Here is a 24,355-nt window from a genome sequence, read left to right as displayed (position 1 = left end):
ATATGTTCTTGTTTACCTATGTCAGCAAGGCGTAAAACTAAGTTTTGAAAGCACCAGCAATAAAAAAGCTGATTACATTTGTTAATATAAAATAGCAAACAATGAATATTAACGTATATACCGAATCTACCCCTAACCCGGCAACCATGAAGTTCATTGTGAACAAGTTGCTTATTAACGGCAGCGTGGATTACGCCACAAGAGAAAGTGCTGAAAAGTCACCTTTTGCTAAAGAATTGTACAAGTTTTCTTTTGTAAATGGTGTGTTTTTCGCCAGCAACTTTGTTACTGTTACAAAAACTGAGGGTACCGAGTGGGATGACATTGAAGCAATACTTAAAGAGTTTGTAAAAGGCGCTGTAGAATCAGAACTGAAAGTACAGGAAATTGAGCAAACCGGTGAGGTAGAGTTTGAAGGTACGGATACAGAAATAAAAATTCAACAAATATTGAATGACTACGTTCGCCCGGCTGTTGAACAAGATGGCGGTGCTATAAGCTACCGTTCTTTTGACGAAGGTGTTGTAACTGTAGAGCTTCGCGGATCATGCAGCGGATGCCCATCTTCTACCGTTACATTAAAAGCCGGTATAGAGAACCTGTTGAAACGTATGGTACCTGAAGTTACCGAAGTTGTATCTGAAGCCTTATAACTGATCCTTAAGATAAAATAAGAAAGCCGGTTGATTGATCAACCGGCTTTCTTATTAAGACACATTTTCGTTGATCAATCTTTAAAGTACTTATTGATGTAATCCAGCATTTCAGCAGTTATCTTGCCATTGGTAGCCAACAGTTCACGAGTGTTTACCACCTCGCCCCCACCTTTAAAGTTTACTACGTCGCCACCAGCTTGTTTTAAAATTACAATACCTCCTGCTATATCCCAGGGATTCAAATTGTATTCGTAATAACCCTCGAACCTACCGCAGGCCGTATAAGCAAGATCTACCGCCGCAGAACCTAGACGACGTAAACCATGGCAGTTGCGCATCAGGTCGGCAAAAAGATCTATATAAACTTGTTGTTTGCTGAAATCATAATAAGGAAAACCAGTAGCGATCAGACTGTCTGCAACCTTTGTCTTATTACTTACTCTTATCTCTTTTCCGTTCAGGTATGCAGGCGAATCGGTGTGGGCGTAAAAGCATTCATCCTGATTTATTTCATATACCACCCCAAGCATCAGTTCGTCGTTCTTTTGTAAACCAATACTTACCGAGTACACCGGTAAGCCATGGATAAAGTTGGTTGTACCATCTAACGGGTCGATAACCCAGTTGTACGTTTCGCCAACTTTCGTGGTAGTTTTTTCCTCGGTTATAAAGCCGGCTTCAGGTAAAACTTTTTCCAGTCCAGCCACTATCTTTTGCTCAGCACCTTTATCTACGTAAGAGACCAGGTCATTCAAACCTTTGTACTCTATTTTGTCGGCATCAAAGCTAAGCCGCTCCTGTCGGATAAAAGCGCCTGCTTCTTTAGCTATTTCAGTTACTTGCCCGATGATTTGATTGAGTATCATGACTGCGTTTGTGTTTTATAGATAAACTAAATGAAAATACTTTGTGTATAAAAAAGCTTGCCACAAACAAGCTTAAAGCAGCGCCAATACGTGCTACTGGTGGGTAAACATCTAATACCTGTATTAATATTTTTAGAATAGCCAAGTTGGCTATAAACCCGATCACCGCCACCGCAAAAAAGCGACTAAACTGCTTACTGGATGATGATTTTGAACCGGTAAACACCATGTACTTGGTAAGCGTAAAGTTGATAGCTACGCCTAAGCAGTAAGAAATAGCCAGCGACAAGGTTGCATTCCGCATGGTAAAAGCGGTGAACTTGTATGTTTTCTGTGTAAATACGTGGTGATATAACAAATAGAACGTTGATGCATCAACTAAGAAACCCGCACCGGCAGATAGCAGGAAGCGCATTACTTCGTTATTCTTAACTTTATGCCACAAATTTTTAGGCATTAGCTACCTTATGGTTTTGTACCGCTGGTTGCCAAAGTAAATTAAGGCAGTACCGCCTAATACCATAATTACAGATATAAGTTCTGCTTGGGTGAACGACAGGCCACCAACATTGTAACGGGTATTTACACGTATCAGTTCTACCATAAAGCGCTCTATACCGGCCAATATCATGTATATACCAAACAGCGCGCCTGATGCTTTAACCTTTTTGCGGATAGACCAGATAAACAGGAATAATAACAAGCAAACCACACATTCATAAAATGGCGTTGGATATACAGGCAACGTTAGCTGATTACAAAACTTCCCTACACAACCAGGAATATGATTCCCAGGGTCAGACTCGTTTACGTTATGCGGATAGCTGAATGACCACATCCAGTCGGGCGCCCAGCTAAACCAGCTTGGTTTTGGTTTAAGGTTAGGTATGCCCCAATCTCCGTCGCCGGCCATTTGGCAGCCAATACGGCCAAGGCCGTAAGCAAGCATCATACCTGCAGCGCCAATATCAAGCATATCCAAAGGCCTTACACCATGCTTATTAGCTATATATAATACTGCAGCACCGCCGCAGATCAGTCCGCCGTAGAAAGTTAAACCACTAAAACCGATAAGCATGCCGACAGGGTCGCGCATAAACTCGCCCCAGTTCTCGAGCGCGTTAAACAATTTCGCACCCGCAAACCCCCAGATAGCTGCCCATAGCAAAATGTTGCCCATCAGTTCATATGGATGAACGGTAACCTCCTGCTGTTCCGGCTTAGGCAATACTTGTTTCTTGTTTTCGTAATAAGCCCAATACGCCATACCCGCACCAAGTAAAATGCCCCCTATCCAGTTACCGCGAAGAGACAACAGAAACGCCTGCGAATCGTTGATCATTTCGTTGTAGTGTAAGGCGGCATCTACAACTTTATAACCAAATATAAAGCCGAACAAACCATTGCCTATCAGTTCTGCGGCAGATACGGGAGCGCCTACAGTAATGGTCTTTTTAAATGTGCGAATGTATCCTGCTTCTTCTTTGCGTTTAAACTCCTGTGTAAAGGCCCAATAAGCACCCATAAAGGCAATAGCTACAAAAAACCCAAATGTTTGTATAGGAAGCGGTAAGTGCAGGCCGGTTAGATATTCTATAAGCGAGGTGAGCGTTGGAAACATAGCAGGTAATTATAACGGCGAATATAGTTTTAATGCGCTAATATTTCCGCGCTTTCGGTTATTTCAACATCACCGTCGGGTGATATTTGCGTTAAGTGAACTGTCTTAAGTTCGTTAACCAGTACAGGATCGTACTTGGCTTTTACCTTTACATAGTTGCGTGTAAAGCCATGCATAAAGCCGTCCTTTATGTCGCCTTCAAAAAGCACTTCATCGCTTTTATTGAGCTGGCCTTCATAGAACGCGCGGCGTTTCTTATCGCTCAGGATGTGCAGCATTTTGCTTCTGTCGGCACGGGTTGATCCCGGCACTGTACCAGTCATCCCGGCAGCAAGTGTATTGTCTCTTTCAGAGTAAGTAAAAACGTGCAGATAGGATACATCTAAGTTGTTAAGGAAGTTGTAAGTATCTACAAAGTCCTCTCTTGTTTCGCCGGGGAAACCCACAATAACATCCACACCAATACAGCAATCCGGCATTACTTTTTTTATCTTCGCTACACGGCTTGCGTACAGCTCTCTTTTGTAACGCCTGCGCATAAGGCCCAAGATCTTGTCTGACCCGGATTGAAGCGGAATATGAAAGTGAGGCACAAACTTTTTTGACGTTGATACAAACTCTATTATCTCGTCGCTAAGCAGGTTTGGTTCTATTGATGATATACGAATGCGGTCTATGCCTTCAACCTCGTCAAGGGCTTTTACGAGATCAAAAAAACGGTCTTCACGGTTGCCATTGCGGATACCAAAATCTCCCAGGTTAACTCCGGTCAAAACAATCTCCTTCACCCCAGAAGCTGCAATTTCATAAGCTTGCGCTACAGCATGCTCAATGGTATCGCTGCGGCTTGCGCCACGTGCTAAAGGTATAGTGCAAAAAGAACAGCTATAGTCGCAGCCATCCTGCACTTTTAAGAAGGTACGTGTACGGTCGCCAATAGAAAAGGATGGAATAAATTCATTGGCTTGTGTTACCGGCTGATTGTAAACAACTGTTTTAGGATTCTTAGTTAAGTCGGTAAGAAACTCTACTATCCTGAACTTTTCTGCAGCACCCAATACCATATCTACACCGGGTATATTTGATATTTCGGCAGGTTTCAATTGGGCATAGCAACCCACAATGGTCACATGTGCATTAGGGGATATTTTAAGCGCTTCTTTAACAATCTTCCTGCATTTCTTGTCAGCATTTTCGGTTACAGAACAGGTGTTTATAACATAAACATCCGGGGTATTAGTAAAATCAACTGTTTGAAAGCCAGCCTCGTTAAACATGCGCCCGATAGACGATGTCTCAGAGTAATTTAGCTTGCAGCCAAGTGTATAAAAAGCAACCTTCTTGTTCATTTTCAGGCCGCAAAGATAAGTATTTGTGCTGAAAGCTTAAAGACCAAAGCCAAAAGCGACTTTGCTTCAACAATCGGTTCTTCAAGATCAAACAGCTTACTACCCGTCGAGCATCTGTGCTTAGTTATCTTCGCTCCAGCGGTAACTGTCATTTTCCAGACCAATAAGATCGATTACACGATTTACAACGGTGAGCGCGACATCTTCTATGGTCTTGGGTTTGCTGTAGTATGATGGTACAGCCGGGCAAATTATACCGCCGGCTTCTGTCACCGTTTGCATGTTTCGTATATGGATGAGATTGAGAGGGGTATCTCGTGCAACCAGTATCAAACGCCTGCGTTCTTTCAGAATTACGTCGGCTGCCCTGGTTATCAGGTCGTCCGACACGCCTGAGGCGATGCGGCCCAGTGTTCCCATAGAGCATGGAACTACGACCATAGTGTCAAATCTTGCCGAGCCGGAGGCAAACGGAGCCATAAAGTCGCTCTTGGCATAGAATTTAAAGGGGTAATTGCTGTAAGCGGTATTATCTAATTCAAACTCCCACACCTGCTTTGCATTATCAGACATTACTACACCCACTTCTGCCACCTGTTGGTGTAGCTGCTGCAGCTTGTCTAACAACAATTTAGCATAAATAGATCCACTGGCACCGGTAACTGCAACTACAATTTTTCTCATCATCTTGGCAACAAACGTACGGAAGAAAAGTTAGTGCACAAAAAAGGGTCGAATAACTCGTACTCGACCCTACATCTACCTATGAAAAACATGCCCTTTGAGCGGGCACAACAAATATAAAAACAGTTTTTGTATTTATAAACTATTTGTTAAAAAATTTTTAAGCTTTTGTACTTAAATTTTTTTCAATCAAAGTCTGTATAATTCCATCTACCATACCCACTGTTGGCACATACATATTCTTTATATTAGCGCATTTAAGTACAGTTAGGTAAATCTCGCAAGCCGGTATTATAACATCCGCACGGTCCTGGTTAAGCCCTAATACGTTGATGCGGTCCTTCATCGAAAATGAATCAAGATAATTGTATAGCGACTTCAGTTTAAGATAAGTAAGCGGCGCATCATCTTTCTCGCCGGATAACTTGTAAAGCTTGTTGATGTTGCCACCTGTACCTATGCCAAAAATGTTCCTGTGATGACGTGTGTGTTCTCGTAAAAACTCGCGCATTTCATTCCAGGTCTCTTCTTTATCCTGGTTGTCCAGTATACGAATGGTTCCTAAATTGAATGATTGAGAAGCAAGCAGCTCCCCTTTGGAGAACAGCGATAATTCGGTACTGCCACCGCCTACATCTATATACAGGTATGTTTTATCCTTATCAATATTTACTTCTGCATGGCTGGCAGATATAATTCTGGCTTCCTTCTCCCCTTCAACAATCTCTATCCCTATTCCACTCTCCTCCTTTATTCTGTCTACAACCTCACTTCCATTACCTGCTTCTCTCATGGCGGACGTTGCGCAAGCCATGTAGTGCTCCACTTTAAAAACGTCCATTAAGTTTGCAAACGCCTGCATGGTCTTTACCAGGTCATCGGCTTTCTTTACCGAAATGCGGCCATTCAAAAATGCGTCATCACCAAGGCGCACCGGCACACGTACCAGGGTGTTCTTTTTAAACGAGTACGAACCGTTGTTCTCTATAATATTTGCTATCAGCAGCCTAACCGCGTTAGATCCTATGTCAATTGCAGCGTATTTCAAGTTGTTGCGTTTTTAAGTTTCAGGTAATTGTATATATCTATTTGCGACCTTGTAAGGGCCTCTGCATTAGTTTTGTGATATTTATTAGCGCTGGTTCCGGTAAGTTCCCTGGCCTTGGTATTGTCGCGCAGTTGTATATCTATTATGTCGCGCACCTCTTTCTTTAACGTTGGATCGTAAATAGGGAAACCAACCTCTACACGGTTGTCTATGTTACGGGTCATGAAGTCGGCCGAGGTAAGGTAAATCAGTTCATCTCCTCCGTTGCAGTAAATGTGCACACGAGCGTGTTCCAGAAATTTATCTACAATGCTTATTACTTCAATGTTCTCACTAAATCCTTTTACTCCGGGAATAAGGCAGCACATTCCGCGAACGATCATTTTTATTTTCACCCCTGCATTGCTGGCCTGATAAAGCTTAGCTATCATTTGCTCATCGGCAAGGCTATTCATCTTAAAAATCATGTATGCCTTTTTACCTGCTTTTGCGTTTCTAATCTCCGTGTCTATCAACCTGTAAATTGCAGGTCGTGAGTCAATCGGTGATACAATCAGGCTTTTAAGATCTTTAGGGAGGGTGAGCTTGTTTAATGCCCTAAACACAGCTACCATATCTGCCGTGATCTTTTTGTTTGATGTAAGCAGCGTATGATCCGCGTAGATGCGCGCAGTTTTTTCGTTAAAGTTCCCGGTAGACAAACAACCGTAATAAGCCGGTTTGCCTTTTTCCATCCGCTGTACCAAGCATATTTTAGAGTGCACTTTATACCCGTCTATACCATACAATACATTTACCCCCTCTTCTTCCAGCCTGTTGCTCCAATAAATGTTGTTCTGTTCGTCAAACCGGGCGCGCAGCTCTACCAGGCAGTTTACCTTTTTTCCGTTCTTGGCAGCATTTATCAGCGCGTAAATAATTTTTGAGTTCTCTGCCAGCCGGTAAACCGTTATGCTGATCTCCTTAACCTTTGGATCGATAGCCGCTTCACGAAGGAAATGTATAATGTAATCAAAAGACTGGTATGGTGTGCTGATGAGGTAGTCGCGTTTGGCCACCATGCTCATAAGGCTTTTGCCAAACATCAATCCATCCACCGGCAACGGGCGTGTTTTGGAATATTCTAGCTCCGGACGACCTACGTTGGGGAAGTTGATAAAATTTTTAAAATTGTGGTACCTGTTTCCGGGAATAAGATTTTCGCCCTGCAATCTCATTTTTTTTACCAGATAAGATAACATATCAGGCGGTATTGCAGTATCGTAAAGTAACCGCATAGGTTTGCCTTTACGTCGTTTCTGCAGGCTTTTTGCAAGCGAATCAATAAACTTCTCGCTAACTTCTTTATCCAGGTCAAGTTCGGCATCACGGGTAAGCTGTATCGAATATGCCTCTATGCTGTCGTGCTCAAAAATGAAAAATATATCTTCGAGGCTATACCTGATGATGTCGTCCAGCAGGATGATAAATTTCAGCTTATTGGTGTCTGGTAGAACCAAAAACCGTGAAAGATTGTCGGGTATCTCTATCAGCGCATAGCGGCATTTACGTCCGCGGGTAAGTTTTACAAAAAAATAAATGGCGCGGTCGCGTAGTTCAGGAAATGGTAACTCATCATCCAGCATAATCGGAACAAGTGTTGAGAGTAGTTTATCCCTAAAAAACTCCTTCACAAACTCACCGCGGATAACATTCAGTTGCTTGTCATTTAACAGGAATATTCTTTCTTCGGCAAGTTCTTTAACTATGATATTCTCATATAAGTTGTTAAACTTCTTTTCCTGCTTTATTACTATGTTTTTAATCTGACTAAGCAATTTTTTAGGGTTGTAACCTAATATTTCTTTTGCTTTTTCATTGAGGTTGGCCAGGCGGCTAAGCGTGGCTACACGTACGCGGTAAAACTCATCAAGATTAGAAGAGAAAATAGCTAAAAACTTCACACGTTCTATAAGCGGTACTGTTGGGTCGGCAGCTTCCTGCAACACCCGGTCGTTGAAGTATAGCCAGCTTATTTCCCTATTTACAAGTGGAAGGTTTTTAGTATCCATAAAGCACAAATCTGCTTATTTATTTATTAAGGTAATATTAAGAAATTGTAACGTGTGTAAAGCAGGTAAACCATTTACCCGTACTATAGTTTATGGTGGAATACAAAACTTACATTAGCTTTGCACAAAAACCACCAGTTATGCCATCATTTGACATTGTAAGCAAGATAGACGGACAAACGCTTGATAACGCAATTAACACCGCTAAAAAGGAAATATTGAATCGTTACGACTTTAACGGTTCTAAAAGCTCGATAGAGCTGGACAAGAAAACAAATGAGCTTACCGTAGTTACCGAAAATGATATGCGCCTTAAAGCTATTCAGGACTCTATCATCAGCCGAATGATGAAACAAGGACTTGACCCGAAAGCGCTGGATTTTGGAAAAGAGGAATATGCGTCAGGCAACATGATACGTAAGGAGATCAAGGTTAAAGAAGGTATTGATAAGGAAGTTGCAAAGAAAGTTGTTAAAAAGATAAAGGACAGTAAACTTAAAGTTGAAGCTTCTATCATGAACGACCAGGTACGTGTTACAGCTAAAAAAATTGACGATTTACAGGCTGTAATAAGCTTGTGCCGTACAGAAGATTTTGGCCAGCCGCTGCAATATATTAATATGAGAGCTTAGTAGTAAATACTGGCGGTGTCCCTTAATTGCCGGAGACACTGCCAGCTTTATTATAATAGCTTAAAGCTTTGAACTGCTGATTCAAAAAGTGGCTGATACTTACCAACCTGAGATGTAAGCGAAGAAGCGGTCAGTACATATGCTGTGTTGTCTTTGGGAAGTATGTACGAGTTAATCGCAATGTCGCGGCCTCCATATTGATAAGAGTAAGTTAGCTTTTTACCTTTTAAACCAGCTGCCTCTATATCTTCAGTTTTCAGGTTCTGTATCTTCATGGCTTCCATCTGCTTTAAGTTAAAGTCGATATATTCGGCCATCGTTTTTCCTTTCATATCATCTGCCAGGACATTCATATTTGGCGAAAAATCACCATCTTTTGGACCTGCAATGATCAGTAGGGTAAATTTACCGGCGGTTCTCTCTGACTTTTTCCAACCTTCCGGCTTGGTAATCTGATACTGAGTTGTTGACACAACGTTTGTGTCTGCCGCACCATTTACAGGCTTGGTCTGGCTTTCGGAAGTTGATAAACTGTCTTTCTTGTCGGCTGAGCTACCGGAGCCTTTGCAAGCGGCAAAAAACAACAGTCCTGCCGCTAAAAATACTAATTGTGATTTCTTCATACATGCTGGTTATATGGTACTCAACACGAAAATTTTCAAATAGTTCCAAAAAAAAACCGCCCATTGCTGGGCGGCCTTCAACTAAACCAAACTTATGAAAACACACTTTAATTATTTAATAGCTATTTCGCGTGACTGAAATTTAGCTTCTTCTCTTTTTGCAACGGTAAGCTTTAATATACCGTCGGTATAGTCAGCTTCTATTTTTGAATAATCGGCTGTTTCTGGCAAAGTGAATGAGCGTACAAACGAGTTGTAGCTGTATTCGCGTTTGCTGTACTTTTTAGTTTCTTCGTTGTTTTCAGACTTCTTTTCAGCTGAAATGCTTAACACATTTTTGTCAAGGCTAATTTTGAAATCTTCTTTCTTTAAGCCTGGTACCGCCAGTTCAATATGGAACTCACCATCGTTTTCTGCGATGTTAACAGCAGGAACGCGGGTAACCAGTTTGTCGCTAATGAAAGAATCGTTTAAAAATGATTCGAATACATCTGTGAAAAACGGATTAGTATTGCTTTTTAAACCGTTGTTGAATTTTACTAGTGTCATTTTTATATCCTCCTGAGTTTTTGTTTTATTAACTTCGTAACCATTATATCAAGCGATATACCAATGGCATTTAGTGAAGCAATTCACGCCAATGTGTCCGGAATAAATCACACCTACAGACAAAGTGTCTTAAAATGGCTGAAAAACTATCAGATTACAAGTACAAAACTCCTATTCACATCCGGTTTTCGGATATTGATTCTGTAGGTCACGTTAACAACGCCATATATCTTACCTATTTTGAGGTGGCACGTATCAGCTATTTCAGGAATGTGGCAGGTTGGGACACCAAAACTACCGGGATAATTGTAGGCAGATCGGAAATCAACTACTTAAAGCCCGTAACTATTGAAGATAAGATAATGTGCTACGTAAGAGTGGTGCGTATAGGTAACAGCAGCTTTGATGTTATGCACGTTTTAGTTAAGGTTACTGATGATGGCGAAGAGATATGCACTACTTGTAAAACAGTCTGCATTAGTTATGATTACTCGGCAAACAAATCTGTTCCAATTCCTAAAGATGGCCGGAGCAAGATGATAGCCTATGATGAGCCCAGATTGATCCTGAATACGAATTAATCTGCTTAAAATATCTTTCCGGGATTTAAAATCCCATTTGGATCAAAAACGCTTTTGATTCCTTTCCATATGGCAAAGTGTACCGGCGAGTACTTAAGGGGCATAAAATCTTTTTGAACCAGGCCGATGCCGTGCTCTCCTGAGAGTGTTCCGCCGAGAGCTACCGTTAGCTCGAATATTTCGGTAATACCATCTTTAAGCTTACTGTTCCAGTCTTCATCGCACATACCTGCTTTAATGATGTTTACGTGCAGGTTACCATCGCCGGCGTGACCATAGCAAACTGATGAGAACCCGTATTTACTACCTATAGCCTTTATGCCGTTGATGAGCTTTGGCAAGGCGGCGCGGGGTACAACCGTATCTTCCTCCTTATAAACCGAGTTAGACTTTACTGAGACTGCCATGGTACGCCTGATGCGCCATAGTTCTTCTTTTTGCGCGGATGAATCGGCAAAAAGTACATCCTGGCAATTGTACTGCTCCAACACACCGTTTATCTTTTCGCAATCTGCAAAGATTGAGTCTAGGTCGGAGCCGTCAGCTTCTATCAGCAAGAAAGCTTCCACACCATCCTTCAGGTCGAACGTGAGCCCGTCATGTTCTATCACCCACTCTATCCCACGACGTTCCATAAACTCCAGTGCAGATGGAACTATACCTGCCCTGAATATGGCTGAAACAGCCGCACAGGCATCTTCGTTAGTGGCGAACGACGCCAGCATCAGTGCATCCTGAGTTGGTTTTGGTATCAGTTTAGTTACTATTTTAGTCACTATGCCTAAAGTACCTTCGCTGCCTATCAGCAGCTGGGTGAGGTTATAACCAGATGCATATTTAAGCGTGTTGGCACCTGTCCAGATAACATCTCCGTTCGGCAGCACTACCTCCAGGTTTAGCATATACTCGCGGATGGTACCATATTTTACAACCCTGGGTCCGCCACTACAGTTGGCAACGTTGCCGCCAATAAAGCAACTGCCCTTGCTTGCGGGGTCCACCGGGTACAGCAGGCCTTTTTCGGCAGCCGCATTTATAAAAATTTCTGTAATTACACCTGGCTCTACAATAGCCTGCAGGTTAGCTTCATCAATATCAATAATCTTATTGAACCGCTCCATTGAGATCAGCAAACCGCCGTTAACCGCCAACGCGCCGCCTGCCAGGCCCGTACCGGCTCCGCGGGGCGTTACCGGGATAAGGTTGTCGTTACAAAGCCGCATCAAAGCAGATACTGCTTCCACCGTTTTAGGCTTTACCACTACTTCCGGGAAATAAATCAGGTCCTCAGTCTCATCGTGGCTGTAATCCTGTATCTCTGCCTCAGAGGTGAGCACAGCATCTGCACCAACAATTGCTGTTATTTCCTGCAGTAGCTGTTCAGTTATTTTATTGTAGATCATGTACTTGTAAACTATTTCGCGTAGCTGATAGTCACCACGGAGTTCTTTACCGGACCACCAAGGGCCGGGTTTGCTTTTCTGATAGTAACAGATGATGTTTTCACAAAATTGTGCCGTGCGATAACGGCATCGATGATGGATTGCGCAACTGTTTCTATGAGCTTACGGGTATGCGCCATTTCGGCTTTAGCGAGATTGTAAAGCTCCTCGTAATTGACGGTGTTGGCTATTTTATCGTCATTGAAATCATAAGCATTATCAAATACCACATCGATATCAACAATGAAGCGGGTCCCCAAAAGCTGCTCTTCGGGGTAAAAGCCGTGGTACGCGAAAAACTCCGCTCCTTCTAAAGCTACTTTAACCATTAGCCAAAAGTAAATATTGTTTACAGGAATACGGAATAGAATTTAACTCGCCTCGGCAAGTTTCTCATTCTCTAAGATGTTGAGCAGGGCTTTTTCCGCCGTATTCAGCTCTGATGCTTTTACATCCTTTTCCTCATCAAGCTCACTGATGTACTTAAATAGTGTACCTTCTTCGTAGCTTTTTATTACCGTAGGATGCACATAGTATTTCTTGCAAACCGTACGCGTATTGCCCAGGTTTATAGCAACTTCGTCCAGAACGCTTACGATCTTCTTGCGGCATTCCGACTGGTTGTTATATTCACCAACTGATTTAAATGCATATAACGCGCTAACGCTGCCCGCCCATGTACGGAAATCCTTTGCGGTAAAATCTTCACCGGTGATCTCTTTTAAATAGTGGTTGATGTCGCCAGAACCAATTGTGCAGCGTTGCCCCTCTTCATTATAGTACTGAAAAAGCTCCTTGCCAGGGATGTCCCTGCATTGTTTCACCAGCTTGGCCAGCTTTTTACTTTGCAGCGCTATTTTGTGGAAGACGCCCTTCTTACCCTTAAATTCAAAGTTGATCTGTGAGCCTTCGATCTTAACGTGCTTATCCATCAGCGTGGTGAGCCCGAAAGATCCGTACAGCTTTTTATAAGATTCGTTACCTACGCGTATGCTCGTGAGCTCCATTAGCCTCACAACAAGTGCTACAACCTTTTCATGATCAAGATTGCGGCGGGCAAGGTCATGATCGACCTGCTGGCGGATAGCCGGCAGATGTGCGGCGAACGTTTGCAAACGGTGGTATTTACTTTGGTTGCGAATTTTGTTCCAATATGGGTGATACCGATATTGTTTACGGCCGGCCGCATCTGTGCCGGTAAACTGCAGGTGCCCGTTCTCGTAAGGAGATATCCAAACGCTGGTATATGCCGGCGGGATCACCAGCTTGTTAAAACGTTGGATGATTTCTTTATCTTTTACTAAATCACCCTGGGAATCGTAATAACTCCAGCCTTTGCCTGATTTCTTTCGGGTATAACCAGGTGTCGAATCTGAAACATAACGCAGGCCTACCGCTTTCGCGGTGATCTTTGGGTCGCGGCCAATTTTTTCTAACTTTTTGAGAAGACGATTCATCTGGAGTTTACAACATCTGATAACGTTATAAGTTTTACTGGCTTACGTACTCCTTTGACGCTTATTAATACTTTGTGTAGGTGATGTATTTACACTATCTTTAGTAACATCAACACCCCGAATGCAATTTATCCCAGTAGCACTCACAATAGAGGCAAACGCCGGCTTACTGAATTATCCTGAATGTGCAGAATCGTTGCAGGAATCTATTAATTTCTACTCGCGATCTGGCTTTACACCGCCCTGGATATGCTATTATGCTACCGAAAATGGAGAGCTAATTGGTTGCGCCGGCTACAAAGGGCCACCTGTAAACGGCCGCGTTGAAATTGCTTACGGTACCTTCCCTACGCATCAGCAAAAAGGCGTAGGCACCCGCATTTGCCAAAAACTTGTTGAACTTGCTTTACTTACAGATCCTTCGGTAAGCATTATAGCACACACGCTTGCGCAGGATAACTATTCATCACGCATTCTAAAGAAGAACGGTTTTGCATTTACAAGCAGTTTTGAAGACGAAGAAGATGGCATGGTATGGCTGTGGAGCCATCAGCCCGATAGCAAATGAAAAGCCCGGATGAAAGTTGCAGCTTTCAAGTCCGGACTTCTTGTGATTTGAACCAGTCTTATATGCCCGCTAATTGCGAGATCACGTATTCTACCTGATCAGGGTGGACATCCAGGTGGGTTACAAAACGTATGCGGTGCGTATCTGTGGTGTTGGCCTTTATTCCTTTGGCTTCCAATTTAGCTAATATACCCTCAGCAGGCGCTGCGGTATCAAACAAAACAATATTAGTTTCGACCGGTACCACATTAGTTACCCAACTTTGTTTACTCAGCTCCTCACCTATTATTTGCGCATGTTTGTGGTCTATCTTTAAACGCTCCACATGATGGTCTAACGCGTAAATAGCTGCAGCAGCTAAAAAGCCTGCCTGCCGCATACCTCCGCCCAACACCTTGCGTATTCGCCGCGCATAAGCAATGGTCTTTTTATCAGCTAAAAATACTGAGCCTACGGGAGCGCCCAAGCCTTTAGACAAACAAACAGATATACCATTGAAGTACTTACCGTAATCACTGGCCTTGTCGCCAGTGTGGGCCAGGGCATTGAATATACGTGCGCCATCCAGGTGCAACTTCAGATCACGATCATGGCAAAGCTGCGCTATGGGTTTTATCTGGTCCAATGTGTAACAGCTGCCCCCGCCTTTATTCACTGTATTTTCCAGCACCACAAGGCTTGTATTAGGGTAGTGTATGTTTTGCGAGTTAATCTCGGGCTCTATCATTTCTGCAGTGATAATACCCCTGTAGCCATTAAGCAACCGGGTAGAAACGGCCGAATTGAACGCTATGCCTCCACCCTCGTAACGGTACACGTGAGCGGTTTGGTCGGCAATAAGTTCGTCCAGCGGATTGGTAAAACATTTAATCGCTATCTGGTTGGTCATGGTACCCGAAGGGCAAAAAATCGCCGCTTCCATACCGAACATCTCCGCGGCCTTTTGCTCCAGCGCATTTACAGTTTCATCTTCACCAAAAACGTCGTCACCAACCTTCGCGCTCCACATGGCTTCCAGCATACCGGGTGTGGGCTTAGTAACGGTATCGCTGCGCAGATCAACAGTCATCATATTGCGTTATTTCTATTATTTTTGAACATCAAATATCTAAATCTTGAGCGAAAAGTATGATTGTTTGTTTGTCTTTTTGGTGTTACAATCAAACCCAGAAATAAACAGTTGTACTTTGCGTTAATTGAAGCAGACAACATACATATGCACAGCAAAGTAATATTCGGAATAGTTTTGTTGATGTCTTCCGCATCAGCCACATCTGCGCTTGCTCAAAAATGGCTTCCCGGCCACTTCACCGATGCAAAAGGCAACCGGTCGGACGGTTTTATTTACCAGAACCCAGGCGGCAGCGGACCTATAAAGAACGAAGGTTTTATTGAGTTTAAGGATGGCGAGAAAACCAATCCTTATAAGCTTAGCACCAGCGACCTGCAATCATTTGTAATTGGTAAGGACAGCTTTGTGGTGGCACATGCGCCGGGTAACGAAACTTGGGCCAAAAAAGAGTACGATTTCGTGCGTGTGGCTGTGGACAGCGATACCAAGATTTATGTTACTCGTGGGGCCGGCAGCGGTGGTGGCGGTGGCGGCATACATGTTTCCCCGGGGTTTGGCTTGAGTACCGGCGGTGGCTACGGCACATCGTATGGAGGTGGATTAGGTATATCGCTCGGCGGCGGCAATGGCGGTGGCGGCAAACAAAAAGCCACTTATTACTACGGCAGTAACACCGCGACCATGCAGCACATTACTAATGAAAATTTTGTTGACGTAATGAGCGAAGCTATGGGCGACGAGCCTGAAGTGGTAGAGCAGATACGGGCAGGTAAATTCGGCCTTAAAAACATGGATAAGCTGCTGCAATATTTTGAGAAAGTAAAGGCCTCTCACAAATAATTATTGTTATCACCTGATATTTAAAATCAAATGGCGGCGGTTTAACCCGTCGCCATTTAATTTTAGAGCCTAAGCTATTTATTTGCCAAAAGTGTAAAACACAGATACGCCTAAGCCATTATTAATAAAGTTAAAGTTTACGCCATCTCCGTCGCTGTTGCCCGCGACGCCGCTGTCGGCATTATAGTGCTGGTAATTTAAATTGGCAAGCATAAGTGCTACCCCCAGTTTTTTAGTTGGGTAAAACAAGAGATCGAGATTTAATCCACCAGTATATGAGTTGCCAGTAGTTTTAGTCTCCATACCGCTTCCGCCGCTCAAGTTGGTAACGGTTGAACTATTGCGGTTGTAAGTGAAATATGGACCAGTGCGTATCCCTATTTTACTTTCGTACATAACATACTTGCGCAGATAAATACTGGCTCCGTAGTTGTAATTTGTTTGTTTTTGAGTGTAGTAGGCCGTTCCGACATTATTAATCTTAGTTAAGCCGTATTGCAGTCCCACACCCAGATCGAGATTGTTGCTCAAGAATGTGCTAAAATTGGGGCCAATGTAAAAGTTGGTGTTTTTTTGATCCTGAGTGTACATAGTTCCCGATGCCTGATCAAAGATGTTGTTGTTGGTGGTTGCTCTGTAAAACTGAAGATTGATGCCCAGAGTGCTGTTACCCTTGTCTGTTTGCGCAAAGGCACAACCTGTAAATAAAATAAATGCGATTACTGTAAAGAGTGTTTTTTTCATGTTATTGGTTTTAAGTTTCGTCTTTAACGACCTCTAACAACTAATATTTTAGTTAAATACTCGTCTGAAACTTTATTTTTTTTAGATGTATTTTCGCCCTCAACAACAGCAATAACATGCAAGAACTATCGTTTTAGTTGGTTTCATCTGCGTTTTCACCTGTTCAGTAAGTATTTCATTATGAAAAAATCGATAGCTATAGATATGGACGGCGTGATTGCCGATGTAGAACAACAGTTTGTTGATTGGTATCATCGCGACTATGGCGTGTTGCTGACCAAGGAGGATCTGGTGGGAAAAAGTGATGACACGCTTTTCCCTGAAGCAGGGCTTGCACGCAAAATGGTGCTTTCGCCAAATTTCTTCCGTACCTTGAAGGTTATGGATGGTGCTGTAGAAGCTTTGCAAAAACTAAATGAAAAGTACGAGGTGTACATTGTTTCCGCAGCGATGGAGTTCCCGCTTAGTCTTGGTGAAAAACTTGCCTGGCTGAATGAACACTTTCCATTTATCAGCTGGCGCAACATTATCTTTTGTGGCGATAAAAGCATTATCAATACGGACTACATGATAGATGATCACCTTAGAAACCTTGATAACTTTAAAGGTAAAACCATTATGTTTCATGCATTTCATAACGTAAGCTATAGCAACCACGTGCGTGTAAACAACTGGAACGAAGTATTGGCGTTATTTGACAAGGAGGCATAAGCAGCGCTATGCAAAGCATAAAACAGGTTTTCACCAGCTTTCACAACGCCCTTGACGATTTGTATGGCCCGACTGAAAGTGAAGCGATAGCTATGCTGACGATTGGCGAATTAACCGGCTATTCACGTGCAAAAATAAAAGCTTTTCCTGATGACAACGTGCCCGCCGATGTTGAAGAGCGACTACCTAAAATACTCGGCGAACTTAAAACAGGTAAACCGGTGCAATATATACTTGGTAGTACAGAGTTTTATGGGATATCCTTTTTGGTAAATCCATCTGTACTCATCCCCCGCCCCGAAACTGAAGAACTTGTTGAGTGGATTTTAGAGACCTGCAGGAAACCACCGCAAAGCCCAACCTCAATTCATTTGCTGGACATTGGCACAGGCAGCGGCTGCATTGCCGTCAGTCTTAAAAACAACCTGGTTAACGCTGCTGTAAGCGCCATTGACATTTCCACCGAAGCCTTGAAAACTGCCGAACGAAACGCAGTTATGAACAATGCGGAGATTAACTTTATCAACGCCGACGTTCTTGATACATCGGTAACCTCGCAACTTGATACGTTTGATGTTATAGCGTCCAACCCGCCCTATGTAACGCCTGCTGACAAAGCTTTGATGCACACCAACGTAAACAACTTTGAACCGCATACGGCTTTATTTGTACCGCAGGATGATCCGCTGCTGTTTTATCGTGCCATAGCGGATATTGCTGCAGAAAAGTTAAATCCTGGCGGATATCTTTTCTTTGAGATAAATGAAAGTTACGGGAAAGAAACAGTTAAGCTGCTCAATACAAAGCAATTTACAGACATACAGTTAAGGCAAGATATGAGTCTGCGCGACAGAATGATCAGAGCTACAGCGCCGCTTAAGGCTTAGTAGACCGGGGATGAAATTCGGTTATTACGCTTTTCAAATAGCTCCTGTCTAAATGTGTATAGATCTCCGTTGTGGTGATGCTTTCGTGACCAAGCATCTCCTGCACCGCACGCAGGTCTGCGCCTCCCTCAACCAGGTGGGTTGCAAACGAGTGCCGGAACGTATGCGGACTAATGGTCTTCTTTAAACCTAACGTTGCGGCAAGTTCTTTTATCAACAGGAACACATATACCCGCGACAGCCGCTTACCCCGCCGATTCAAAAAGACCATATCCTCTTCACCCTTTTGTACAGGGACATGTACCCGCACCAGCTCTATCCATAACTTTAAAGCCTTAACAGCCGCACTGCCTATAGGTACCAGGCGCTCTTTGCTTCCCTTTCCGGTGACCTTGATAAATTCTATTTCAAGATGTAGGTTAGACAGCTTAAGCTCTGTCAGTTCAGACACGCGCAGGCCGCACCCATACAATACCTCCAGCATCGCTTTGTTGCGGGTGCCTTCAGGTTTGGAAAGGTCTATAGCGGAAATCATTTGATCAATTTCTTGTACGCTTAATGTATCCGGCAGCTTGCGGGTTATCCTGGGTGTTTCCAGCAATTCAGATGGGTCTGACTTGATATGGTCTTCCATCAGCAGGAATTTATAGAATGCTTTGATACCCGAAATAATGCGCGATTGTGTGCTCGGGATCATACCCAACTCGTTTACCCAAGCGATGAAATCCCTTAGATCTGTTAAAGAAAAATCTGTAGGTGATTTCTTATCTACCTGTAATTCAGAATACTGATAAAGTTTATCTATATCTTTAGTATATGCATCTATAGAGTTCGCTGATAAAGAGCGTTCCAGTTTGAGGTAAGCCTTAAAGCTTTTTGTTGCTGAAGCTCTGTTCAATTGATTTTTGTTTTAGCGTTTTATATTTAAGTTTGAGCAAATGAAGATACAAATTATCAACGGCCCTAATTTAAATCTCCTTGGTGTTCGGGAAAAATCTATTTACGGCAATACCGATTTTGAAACCTACCTGCAAACCTTAAGGCAGCGCTTCACCGATTTAACTATAGATTACTACCAGAGCAACGTTGAAGGCGAAATTATAAACAAACTGCACGAGATAGGTTTTACCTACGACGGAATTGTTTTGAACGCCGGAGCCTACACCCATACTTCCATTGCTATAGCAGATGCTATTGCGGCAATTAACACCCCTGTTATAGAGGTACACATCTCCAATGTTTACAAGCGTGAGGAGTTTAGGCACACCTCTATGCTGGCTGCCAGCTGCAAAGGTGTCATAGCGGGCTTCGGCATGAACTCATACCAGTTGGGGATAGAAAGCTTTTTAATTGAGCTGTAGTTTGCGTACTAACCAAAACCTGACAATAAATCCGGTGTTATTGCGATTAATCTATTTAAATCATAAGCATTTTTATACCTCACAATGAATCGGGTAGTTAAAATATTTGCTCCGTTACTGCTTATACTAGGTTTATTCACAATTGATTGTGTAGCACAATCATCTAAAAAGGAACGTAAGCTGAGCGTGCGCGACTCGTTGCGACAATCTATCCTGCGCCGCGATTCGATGATGAGGTCGTTTAAGAAGTCGGATACCACTATTAACACGCTGCTACAAAAAATAGAATACTATACCAGTTCGTTCAACCAGATAAAAACAAGCCTGTCGCGCAATATCGATACAGCCGACATCAGTACAGGCCTGCCATCCTTTGAACGCCGTGTAGGGCTTATAAAGACGCTTATAGACAACGACAGGAGCAGTACCCTGCGTTACCTCTACGCCATTCGCGATATACTTACGCGCAGCGACACTCAGCTGGATATATGGCAGGAGCGACTAAGCGACATCAACGCCAAATTGCAACAGAACCAGAGTGAGCTTTCGGCCATGAGCAAAGACTCTGGCCTGCGCATTGTGCCGGCAGATAGCAGCCTGCGTACATCCTTTCTGGTGCAGAAAATAGCCATCGATTCTAAACATAAACGGCTGGATACCATTAACAAAAAGCTTCTGCTTAAAGTAGGTTTATTGCAGAACCGGGTGGCATCGGTATACATTTCGCTCATAGACCTTCGTGACCAGATAGATCTTAAGATACGAGAGTTCAGCGTACAGGCCTTGTCCGACGAGGACAACAGCATCTGGCACATGGGCGACAATACCGAAACGGATTTCCCGTCGGCGTTATCAAAAACGATAAACATGAACAGCCGGCTGCTTAACTTCTTTGTAGGCCGCGACCCGCTTATCCACTTTGCAGGTCTAATGATACTTGTGCTGTTCTTTATCTGGATCTACACGAATACCCGCAAGGTGATGCATGTGAAGGACGCCCCGCACACTGTGTTGGAACATGCTAAATACGTGGCGTTCTCGCCGCTCACCTCAACCCTTGTGGTAACCTTTGCCATTGTACCCAACTTTTATGACCATCCACCGGTAGTAGTGCTAGAGATATTTTTCACCATCCTTATTGCTTCGATACTTGTTTTGGTAAAGCGCACCTGTCCGCCTGAGTTGTTTAAGTTCATGCGTATATTGTTTTGCCTTACAGCCGTTTATAGCTTCAGTAATTTATTTGTTGAGGTATGTGATACCGACAGGGTAATCGTATTACTGTTAGCTTTGGCTACTGCCGTGGTTAGCTACCGTTTTTACCTGGTAGTGAAAAAGGAACCCGGGGATTACCTCCCCTATACGGTACCGGTGTTGCGGTTCTTTATCATTTTGCTAACCGCATCATTCCTTTGCAACCTGTTTGGAAGGGTCACCTTATCCAAGATAATTGGCGTTACAGCAGTGTATAACCTGTGGCTGGCGCTGGGCATGTATTACCTGGTGCAGATCATTATGCAAAGCATGTTCCTGCAGTTAGAGGGTAACAAGAACAGCAACTCGCTAAGTTCTTTTATCGACTTCAAGATGCTACAGAACAAGTTCCGCAGCATTTTAACGGTACTTGCCGCAGTGCTTTGGTTGGTAATGCTTACCCAAAACCTGAGTATTGAGGATGTGGTGTTCACTTACATCAAGAACTTTCTAACGCAAACACGCAGCCTGGGTGGTGCAAATACCACATTTACATTCCAGAGCATCATTATTTTTATTGCAGTTATCTGGCTCTCTTCCGTAGCTGCCCGAATTATCAGCTACCTTTATGAAGTGGCCGGCAAAAGCGCTACTGATATAGACATACTAAAAAAGAAGAACCGCACTTCTACCCTGCTTATTAAGATCGCTGTTTTTGCCGTGGGCTTTCTGCTGGCAGTAACCGCATCTGGCTTCCCGCTGGATAAGATCACCATTATTATTAGTGCTTTCGGTATAGGTATCGGTTTTGGCTTGCAGAACATTGTGAATAACCTGGTATCAGGCCTTATCCTGGCATTTGAAAAACCTATCCAAATAGGCGACATAATCGAGGTGGATAACCGTAGCGGTACCATCATGGAAATTGGCATCCGCAGCAGTAAGATAGCCACCAGCGATGGCGCGGAGGTAATTATCCCCAACGGAGATCTTATTTCACATCACGTTATTAACTGGACGCTGAGCAACAACAACCGCCGTGTGGAGCTGATCATCGGTGTAGCGTACGGATCGGACATTGAAAAGGTAAAACAGGTACTAACGGACCTGCTCTGCAGCCGGGAAGACATTATGGACAACCCCGCGCCTCTGGTGTTTGTACATAATCTTAATGAGAGCTCGGTAGACTTCCGCCTATTGTTTTGGGCTGCAGATATTACCAAGTGGCTATCACTTAAAAGTAATATACTAACAGATATTTACGCCACTTTTGCTCAGGAAGGAATTGAGATACCTTTTCCGCAGCGTGACCTTCACTTACGCCTTACAGAAACGCAAACTGATCTGTTTGCCGGTAAGGCCAAATCAAATACTAATGCAGATAGAAAGGATGTTGACAGCGGTATATCAGGTAATTAAAAAGAATCCGATGGTTGGCTGTTTTAGATAAAAAGAAGTTACACCTCAGCTGAAATCCTGCTTATCCAGTTCACTGAACCTCTTCTTTTTTCCTACAAAAAAATCCCACACAATGCTGCGTTTGTAGGTATGAGATGCGATATGGTTACGTTGCGGAACGGCGATGGCTTTTGGTTGTAGTTTTTTTGATTGAAAAAGTCCCCGCACAAAGTTCCTGTGCGCCTTACTAATTGCCCAGGCATTTTTTGCTTTTCCATCTGCTAGAAATTTCACCAATGCAAGCAGGTCCAGCCAGAAACGTATAAATATTATCCTAAACGCTTTTCTACCTGGCAGGTTATTTTTCAAGAGCAACAAGTTATTACGGAAATTGAGGTAAGTTTTAAAAGGGCTCTCGGCGTTAAGCGTGCCCCCGCCTACATGGTACACTACCGACTGCGGACAATAGACAATTTTATAGCCCATATTCTTTAACCGCCAGCAAAGGTCAATCTCTTCCATGTGGGCAAAAAAACTCTCGTCAAAACCGCCTCCCTCATCCCAGTACACCTTTTTTATGAACAGCGCCGCGCCGGATGCCCAAAAGATTTCATCCTGCTTGTCATATTGCCCATTATCCTCTTCCAGTTCCGTGAATATACGTCCTCTGCAGAATGGATAACCATACTTGTCAATATAGCCTCCGGCTGCACCCGCATACTCAAAATAACTCTTTTGATGGTAAGACCGCAGCTTGGGCCCTGCTGCTGCAATTGCTGCATCACTTTCCATTAGCTTTATAACGGGTTCTATCCACCCTGGTTCCACCTCAACATCAGAGTTAAGCAACACATAATAATCTGCGTCAACGCCGCTTAGTACACGGTTATACCCGCCTGTAAAGCCGTAATTCTCGCTGTTCTCTAAAATAGCCACATCAGGGTACCTGCCTTTAAGGAAGGCTACAGACCCATCTGTTGACGCATTATCGCCCACAACAACCTGCAGGTTTGGGTATGATGATGCCAGTACCGAAGGCAGGAACTGCTCCAAATACTTTTGTCCGTTCCAGTTTAGTATTACTACGGCAACTTTGGGCAGGTTACTCATTTATTAAAGTTCTCGGGTTTAAATTTCCAGCGCTTGTGGCTCCATAACCAATACTGCGGCGTTTCATTTATTTGGCGCTCCAGGTATCCTACGTGGGTGTTGGTTATCTCGTACTCAGCTGTTTCTTTTGGGTGCTCTATCAAGGGTATGAATTGAAAGGTGTAATACCCCCTCCTGATGCGTTCTATACGGTAAAATACCACCACAGCATCCGTCATTTTTGCAAGCTTCTCTATCCCCAGGAAAACCGCTGTAGGCTGGTTTAAAAAACTGGTGAAGTAATTTACTTCGTTTATGCCAGGCGTTTGGTCTGATGCCAGGGCGGTTATTGTTCGCTCGTTTTTTACCGAAAGCACGGTTCGTAATGTTTGCTTCATAGACACCATTGTAGAACCAAACCTTGCACGCTGCTTGTTCAGGAAGTTGTCGAAAATGGGATTGTTCAACGGCTTATAAACAATAATGGTTTTATTTGGGGTAAGCAAGCCAAACGCTAGTGCAGACATTTCCCAGTTGCCGTAATGCCCCGCTGCTGCTATAATGCTCCTGCCCTGTTTAAAATAGTGCTCTACAATCTCGGGATTTAGCATCCGCATACGTCTACGCAGTTCCTTTTCACTAATGCTGATCATCTTAAAGGTTTCTACCAGTAAGTCGGCCATATAGCGAAAGTACTCTCGTTCTATCTTCAGCCTTTCGCTAACCGTTTTCTGCGGGAAAGCATTTTGCAAATTTTCTCTTACTACTTTCACCCTGTACTTTATCAAATGGTACATGATAAGGTAGAGCAAGTCTGATACAAGGTACAGGAACCAGAACGGCAGCAACGAAAACAGGTACCAGAAAAATATACCCACATTGCCACCCGCCTTTTTTAACATTATTTTAACCAATTTTGCTGCAAAAATAGG

26 protein-coding genes are annotated in these 24,355 nt (G+C 43.4%); 9 read left to right on the top strand and 17 right to left on the bottom strand.

The window, feature by feature from the left end; translation table 11 throughout:
• The first annotated feature begins 101 nt into the window (after positions 1-101).
• Positions 102-653, top strand: a complete 552-nt coding sequence (locus DYU05_RS03160) for a NifU family protein (RefSeq protein WP_117381529.1) — start codon at positions 102-104, stop codon at positions 651-653.
• A gap of 74 nt (positions 654-727) precedes the next feature.
• Here DYU05_RS03160 and DYU05_RS03155 read toward each other — a convergent pair whose 3' ends face one another.
• The 7 genes from DYU05_RS03155 to ppk1 form a co-directional block, all read right to left on the bottom strand.
• On the bottom strand, positions 728-1,522 hold the full coding sequence (locus DYU05_RS03155) for an inositol monophosphatase family protein (RefSeq protein WP_117381528.1): 795 nt from the start codon (positions 1,520-1,522) through the stop codon (positions 728-730).
• Positions 1,488-1,979, bottom strand: coding sequence for a GtrA family protein (locus DYU05_RS03150; protein WP_117381527.1), 492 nt, complete (start codon positions 1,977-1,979; stop codon positions 1,488-1,490). Before DYU05_RS03150 ends, DYU05_RS03155 begins: the two co-directional genes overlap by 35 nt.
• 3 nt (positions 1,980-1,982) lie before the next feature.
• Positions 1,983-3,143, bottom strand: a complete 1,161-nt coding sequence (locus DYU05_RS03145; protein WP_117381526.1) for a prolipoprotein diacylglyceryl transferase — start codon at positions 3,141-3,143, stop codon at positions 1,983-1,985.
• Between the two features lie 29 nt (positions 3,144-3,172).
• Positions 3,173-4,492 (bottom strand): tRNA (N(6)-L-threonylcarbamoyladenosine(37)-C(2))-methylthiotransferase MtaB, encoded by a 1,320-nt coding sequence (gene mtaB / locus DYU05_RS03140; protein WP_117381525.1) that lies wholly within the window; start codon positions 4,490-4,492, stop codon positions 3,173-3,175.
• Between the two features lie 120 nt (positions 4,493-4,612).
• The gene (locus DYU05_RS03135) at positions 4,613-5,179 is read right to left on the bottom strand and encodes a UbiX family flavin prenyltransferase (protein WP_117381524.1); all 567 of its coding nucleotides are present in this window, start codon (positions 5,177-5,179) and stop codon (positions 4,613-4,615) included.
• Positions 5,180-5,336: 157 nt separating this feature from the next.
• Complete coding sequence (locus DYU05_RS03130; protein WP_117381523.1) at positions 5,337-6,224, bottom strand: Ppx/GppA phosphatase family protein; 888 nt, start codon at positions 6,222-6,224, stop codon at positions 5,337-5,339.
• A complete protein-coding gene (ppk1, locus tag DYU05_RS03125; protein WP_117381522.1) occupies positions 6,221-8,275 on the bottom strand; it encodes a polyphosphate kinase 1 in 2,055 nt (684 codons plus the stop codon). The genes DYU05_RS03130 and ppk1 overlap by 4 nt, the downstream gene beginning before the upstream one ends.
• Positions 8,276-8,415: 140 nt before the next feature.
• Between ppk1 and DYU05_RS03120 the strand changes: the two genes are divergently transcribed.
• The gene (locus tag DYU05_RS03120) at positions 8,416-8,907 is read left to right on the top strand and encodes a YajQ family cyclic di-GMP-binding protein (protein WP_117382935.1); all 492 of its coding nucleotides are present in this window, start codon (positions 8,416-8,418) and stop codon (positions 8,905-8,907) included.
• A gap of 50 nt (positions 8,908-8,957) precedes the next feature.
• On the opposite strand, the gene DYU05_RS03115 is transcribed toward DYU05_RS03120, so the two are convergent.
• Positions 8,958-9,530 carry a hypothetical protein gene (locus tag DYU05_RS03115; protein WP_117381521.1) on the bottom strand — a complete coding sequence of 191 codons (573 nt, stop codon included), beginning with the start codon at positions 9,528-9,530 and terminating at the stop codon, positions 8,958-8,960.
• A 111-nt stretch (positions 9,531-9,641) separates the two neighbouring features.
• The gene (locus tag DYU05_RS03110) at positions 9,642-10,079 is read right to left on the bottom strand and encodes an Hsp20/alpha crystallin family protein (RefSeq protein WP_117381520.1); all 438 of its coding nucleotides are present in this window, start codon (positions 10,077-10,079) and stop codon (positions 9,642-9,644) included.
• A gap of 134 nt (positions 10,080-10,213) precedes the next feature.
• Here DYU05_RS03110 and DYU05_RS03105 point away from each other — a divergent pair, with 134 nt between their 5' ends.
• The gene (locus DYU05_RS03105; protein WP_117381519.1) at positions 10,214-10,660 is read left to right on the top strand and encodes an acyl-CoA thioesterase; all 447 of its coding nucleotides are present in this window, start codon (positions 10,214-10,216) and stop codon (positions 10,658-10,660) included.
• A gap of 5 nt (positions 10,661-10,665) precedes the next feature.
• Here DYU05_RS03105 and DYU05_RS03100 read toward each other — a convergent pair whose 3' ends face one another.
• The 3 genes from DYU05_RS03100 to DYU05_RS03090 are packed head-to-tail and all read right to left on the bottom strand — an operon-like array spanning position 10,666 to position 13,559.
• On the bottom strand, positions 10,666-12,063 hold the full coding sequence (locus tag DYU05_RS03100; RefSeq protein WP_117381518.1) for an FAD-binding oxidoreductase: 1,398 nt from the start codon (positions 12,061-12,063) through the stop codon (positions 10,666-10,668).
• A gap of 11 nt (positions 12,064-12,074) precedes the next feature.
• Positions 12,075-12,431 (bottom strand): dihydroneopterin aldolase, encoded by a 357-nt coding sequence (gene folB, locus DYU05_RS03095; RefSeq protein WP_117381517.1) that lies wholly within the window; start codon positions 12,429-12,431, stop codon positions 12,075-12,077.
• Positions 12,432-12,473: 42 nt separating this feature from the next.
• Positions 12,474-13,559 carry a DNA topoisomerase IB gene (locus DYU05_RS03090; RefSeq protein ID WP_117381515.1) on the bottom strand — a complete coding sequence of 362 codons (1,086 nt, stop codon included), beginning with the start codon at positions 13,557-13,559 and terminating at the stop codon, positions 12,474-12,476.
• Positions 13,560-13,680: 121 nt separating this feature from the next.
• On the opposite strand from DYU05_RS03090, the gene DYU05_RS03085 reads away from it, so the two are divergent.
• A complete protein-coding gene (locus DYU05_RS03085) occupies positions 13,681-14,127 on the top strand; it encodes a GNAT family N-acetyltransferase (protein WP_117381513.1) in 447 nt (148 codons plus the stop codon).
• A gap of 58 nt (positions 14,128-14,185) precedes the next feature.
• Here DYU05_RS03085 and DYU05_RS03080 read toward each other — a convergent pair whose 3' ends face one another.
• Positions 14,186-15,199, bottom strand: a complete 1,014-nt coding sequence (locus tag DYU05_RS03080) for a threonine aldolase family protein (protein WP_317127848.1) — start codon at positions 15,197-15,199, stop codon at positions 14,186-14,188.
• Positions 15,200-15,379: 180 nt separating this feature from the next.
• Here DYU05_RS03080 and DYU05_RS03075 point away from each other — a divergent pair, with 180 nt between their 5' ends.
• Positions 15,380-16,039 carry a hypothetical protein gene (locus DYU05_RS03075; protein ID WP_165851961.1) on the top strand — a complete coding sequence of 220 codons (660 nt, stop codon included), beginning with the start codon at positions 15,380-15,382 and terminating at the stop codon, positions 16,037-16,039.
• Between the two features lie 78 nt (positions 16,040-16,117).
• Here DYU05_RS03075 and DYU05_RS03070 read toward each other — a convergent pair whose 3' ends face one another.
• Positions 16,118-16,783, bottom strand: a complete 666-nt coding sequence (locus DYU05_RS03070) for a hypothetical protein (RefSeq protein WP_117381508.1) — start codon at positions 16,781-16,783, stop codon at positions 16,118-16,120.
• 180 nt (positions 16,784-16,963) lie between these two features.
• On the opposite strand from DYU05_RS03070, the gene DYU05_RS03065 reads away from it, so the two are divergent.
• Together DYU05_RS03065 and prmC are read left to right on the top strand one after the other, a co-directional pair.
• Positions 16,964-17,494, top strand: a complete 531-nt coding sequence (locus DYU05_RS03065) for a 5' nucleotidase, NT5C type (protein ID WP_117381506.1) — start codon at positions 16,964-16,966, stop codon at positions 17,492-17,494.
• Between the two features lie 8 nt (positions 17,495-17,502).
• Positions 17,503-18,381 (top strand): peptide chain release factor N(5)-glutamine methyltransferase, encoded by an 879-nt coding sequence (prmC, locus tag DYU05_RS03060; RefSeq protein WP_117381505.1) that lies wholly within the window; start codon positions 17,503-17,505, stop codon positions 18,379-18,381.
• Here prmC and xerD read toward each other — a convergent pair.
• Positions 18,371-19,279 carry a site-specific tyrosine recombinase XerD gene (xerD, locus tag DYU05_RS03055; protein ID WP_117381503.1) on the bottom strand — a complete coding sequence of 303 codons (909 nt, stop codon included), beginning with the start codon at positions 19,277-19,279 and terminating at the stop codon, positions 18,371-18,373. The genes prmC and xerD overlap by 11 nt on opposite strands.
• A gap of 40 nt (positions 19,280-19,319) precedes the next feature.
• Between xerD and aroQ the strand changes: the two genes are divergently transcribed.
• Together aroQ and DYU05_RS03045 are read left to right on the top strand one after the other, a co-directional pair.
• Entirely contained in the window at positions 19,320-19,742 is a 423-nt protein-coding gene (gene aroQ / locus DYU05_RS03050; RefSeq protein ID WP_117381501.1) for a type II 3-dehydroquinate dehydratase, read from the top strand.
• Positions 19,743-19,826: 84 nt separating this feature from the next.
• Complete coding sequence (locus tag DYU05_RS03045; protein ID WP_117381500.1) at positions 19,827-22,355, top strand: mechanosensitive ion channel family protein; 2,529 nt, start codon at positions 19,827-19,829, stop codon at positions 22,353-22,355.
• 45 nt (positions 22,356-22,400) lie between these two features.
• On the opposite strand, the gene DYU05_RS03040 is transcribed toward DYU05_RS03045, so the two are convergent.
• Both DYU05_RS03040 and DYU05_RS03035 read right to left on the bottom strand, forming a co-directional pair.
• The gene (locus tag DYU05_RS03040) at positions 22,401-23,444 is read right to left on the bottom strand and encodes a glycosyltransferase family 2 protein (protein WP_117381498.1); all 1,044 of its coding nucleotides are present in this window, start codon (positions 23,442-23,444) and stop codon (positions 22,401-22,403) included.
• Positions 23,441-24,325, bottom strand: coding sequence for a lysophospholipid acyltransferase family protein (locus DYU05_RS03035; RefSeq protein ID WP_117381497.1), 885 nt, complete (start codon positions 24,323-24,325; stop codon positions 23,441-23,443). The genes DYU05_RS03040 and DYU05_RS03035 overlap by 4 nt, the downstream gene beginning before the upstream one ends.
• Between the last annotated feature and the right edge of the window lie 30 nt (positions 24,326-24,355).

This window comes from Mucilaginibacter terrenus (assembly GCF_003432065.1).
In the GTDB taxonomy this organism is placed as follows: domain Bacteria; phylum Bacteroidota; class Bacteroidia; order Sphingobacteriales; family Sphingobacteriaceae; genus Mucilaginibacter; species Mucilaginibacter terrenus.
The sequence above is the reverse complement of the archived record's forward strand: the minus strand, read 5'-3'. Positions and strand labels throughout refer to the sequence as shown.

Excerpts from the sequence above, each read along its gene's own strand:
- DYU05_RS03105 (WP_117381519.1), top strand. The coding sequence starts at position 10,214 with ATGGCTGAAAAACTATCAGATTACAAGTACAAAACTCCTATTCACATC.
- ppk1 (WP_117381522.1), bottom strand. The coding sequence starts at position 8,275 with ATGGATACTAAAAACCTTCCACTTGTAAATAGGGAAATAAGCTGGCTA.
- DYU05_RS03115 (WP_117381521.1), bottom strand. The coding sequence starts at position 9,530 with ATGAAGAAATCACAATTAGTATTTTTAGCGGCAGGACTGTTGTTTTTT.
- DYU05_RS03085 (WP_117381513.1), top strand. The coding sequence starts at position 13,681 with ATGCAATTTATCCCAGTAGCACTCACAATAGAGGCAAACGCCGGCTTA.
- aroQ (WP_117381501.1), top strand. The coding sequence starts at position 19,320 with ATGAAGATACAAATTATCAACGGCCCTAATTTAAATCTCCTTGGTGTT.
- DYU05_RS03150 (WP_117381527.1), bottom strand. The coding sequence starts at position 1,979 with ATGCCTAAAAATTTGTGGCATAAAGTTAAGAATAACGAAGTAATGCGC.
- DYU05_RS03100 (WP_117381518.1), bottom strand. The coding sequence starts at position 12,063 with ATGATCTACAATAAAATAACTGAACAGCTACTGCAGGAAATAACAGCA.
- prmC (WP_117381505.1), top strand. The coding sequence starts at position 17,503 with ATGCAAAGCATAAAACAGGTTTTCACCAGCTTTCACAACGCCCTTGAC.
- DYU05_RS03065 (WP_117381506.1), top strand. The coding sequence starts at position 16,964 with ATGAAAAAATCGATAGCTATAGATATGGACGGCGTGATTGCCGATGTA.
- DYU05_RS03070 (WP_117381508.1), bottom strand. The coding sequence starts at position 16,783 with ATGAAAAAAACACTCTTTACAGTAATCGCATTTATTTTATTTACAGGT.
- DYU05_RS03120 (WP_117382935.1), top strand. The coding sequence starts at position 8,416 with ATGCCATCATTTGACATTGTAAGCAAGATAGACGGACAAACGCTTGAT.
- folB (WP_117381517.1), bottom strand. The coding sequence starts at position 12,431 with ATGGTTAAAGTAGCTTTAGAAGGAGCGGAGTTTTTCGCGTACCACGGC.
- DYU05_RS03145 (WP_117381526.1), bottom strand. The coding sequence starts at position 3,143 with ATGTTTCCAACGCTCACCTCGCTTATAGAATATCTAACCGGCCTGCAC.
- DYU05_RS03080 (WP_317127848.1), bottom strand. The coding sequence starts at position 15,199 with ATGATGACTGTTGATCTGCGCAGCGATACCGTTACTAAGCCCACACCC.
- DYU05_RS03035 (WP_117381497.1), bottom strand. The coding sequence starts at position 24,325 with ATGTTAAAAAAGGCGGGTGGCAATGTGGGTATATTTTTCTGGTACCTG.
- DYU05_RS03135 (WP_117381524.1), bottom strand. The coding sequence starts at position 5,179 with ATGATGAGAAAAATTGTAGTTGCAGTTACCGGTGCCAGTGGATCTATT.
- DYU05_RS03045 (WP_117381500.1), top strand. The coding sequence starts at position 19,827 with ATGAATCGGGTAGTTAAAATATTTGCTCCGTTACTGCTTATACTAGGT.
- DYU05_RS03155 (WP_117381528.1), bottom strand. The coding sequence starts at position 1,522 with ATGATACTCAATCAAATCATCGGGCAAGTAACTGAAATAGCTAAAGAA.
- DYU05_RS03040 (WP_117381498.1), bottom strand. The coding sequence starts at position 23,444 with ATGAGTAACCTGCCCAAAGTTGCCGTAGTAATACTAAACTGGAACGGA.
- DYU05_RS03075 (WP_165851961.1), top strand. The coding sequence starts at position 15,380 with ATGTCTTCCGCATCAGCCACATCTGCGCTTGCTCAAAAATGGCTTCCC.
- DYU05_RS03160 (WP_117381529.1), top strand. The coding sequence starts at position 102 with ATGAATATTAACGTATATACCGAATCTACCCCTAACCCGGCAACCATG.
- mtaB (WP_117381525.1), bottom strand. The coding sequence starts at position 4,492 with ATGAACAAGAAGGTTGCTTTTTATACACTTGGCTGCAAGCTAAATTAC.
- DYU05_RS03090 (WP_117381515.1), bottom strand. The coding sequence starts at position 13,559 with ATGAATCGTCTTCTCAAAAAGTTAGAAAAAATTGGCCGCGACCCAAAG.
- DYU05_RS03110 (WP_117381520.1), bottom strand. The coding sequence starts at position 10,079 with ATGACACTAGTAAAATTCAACAACGGTTTAAAAAGCAATACTAATCCG.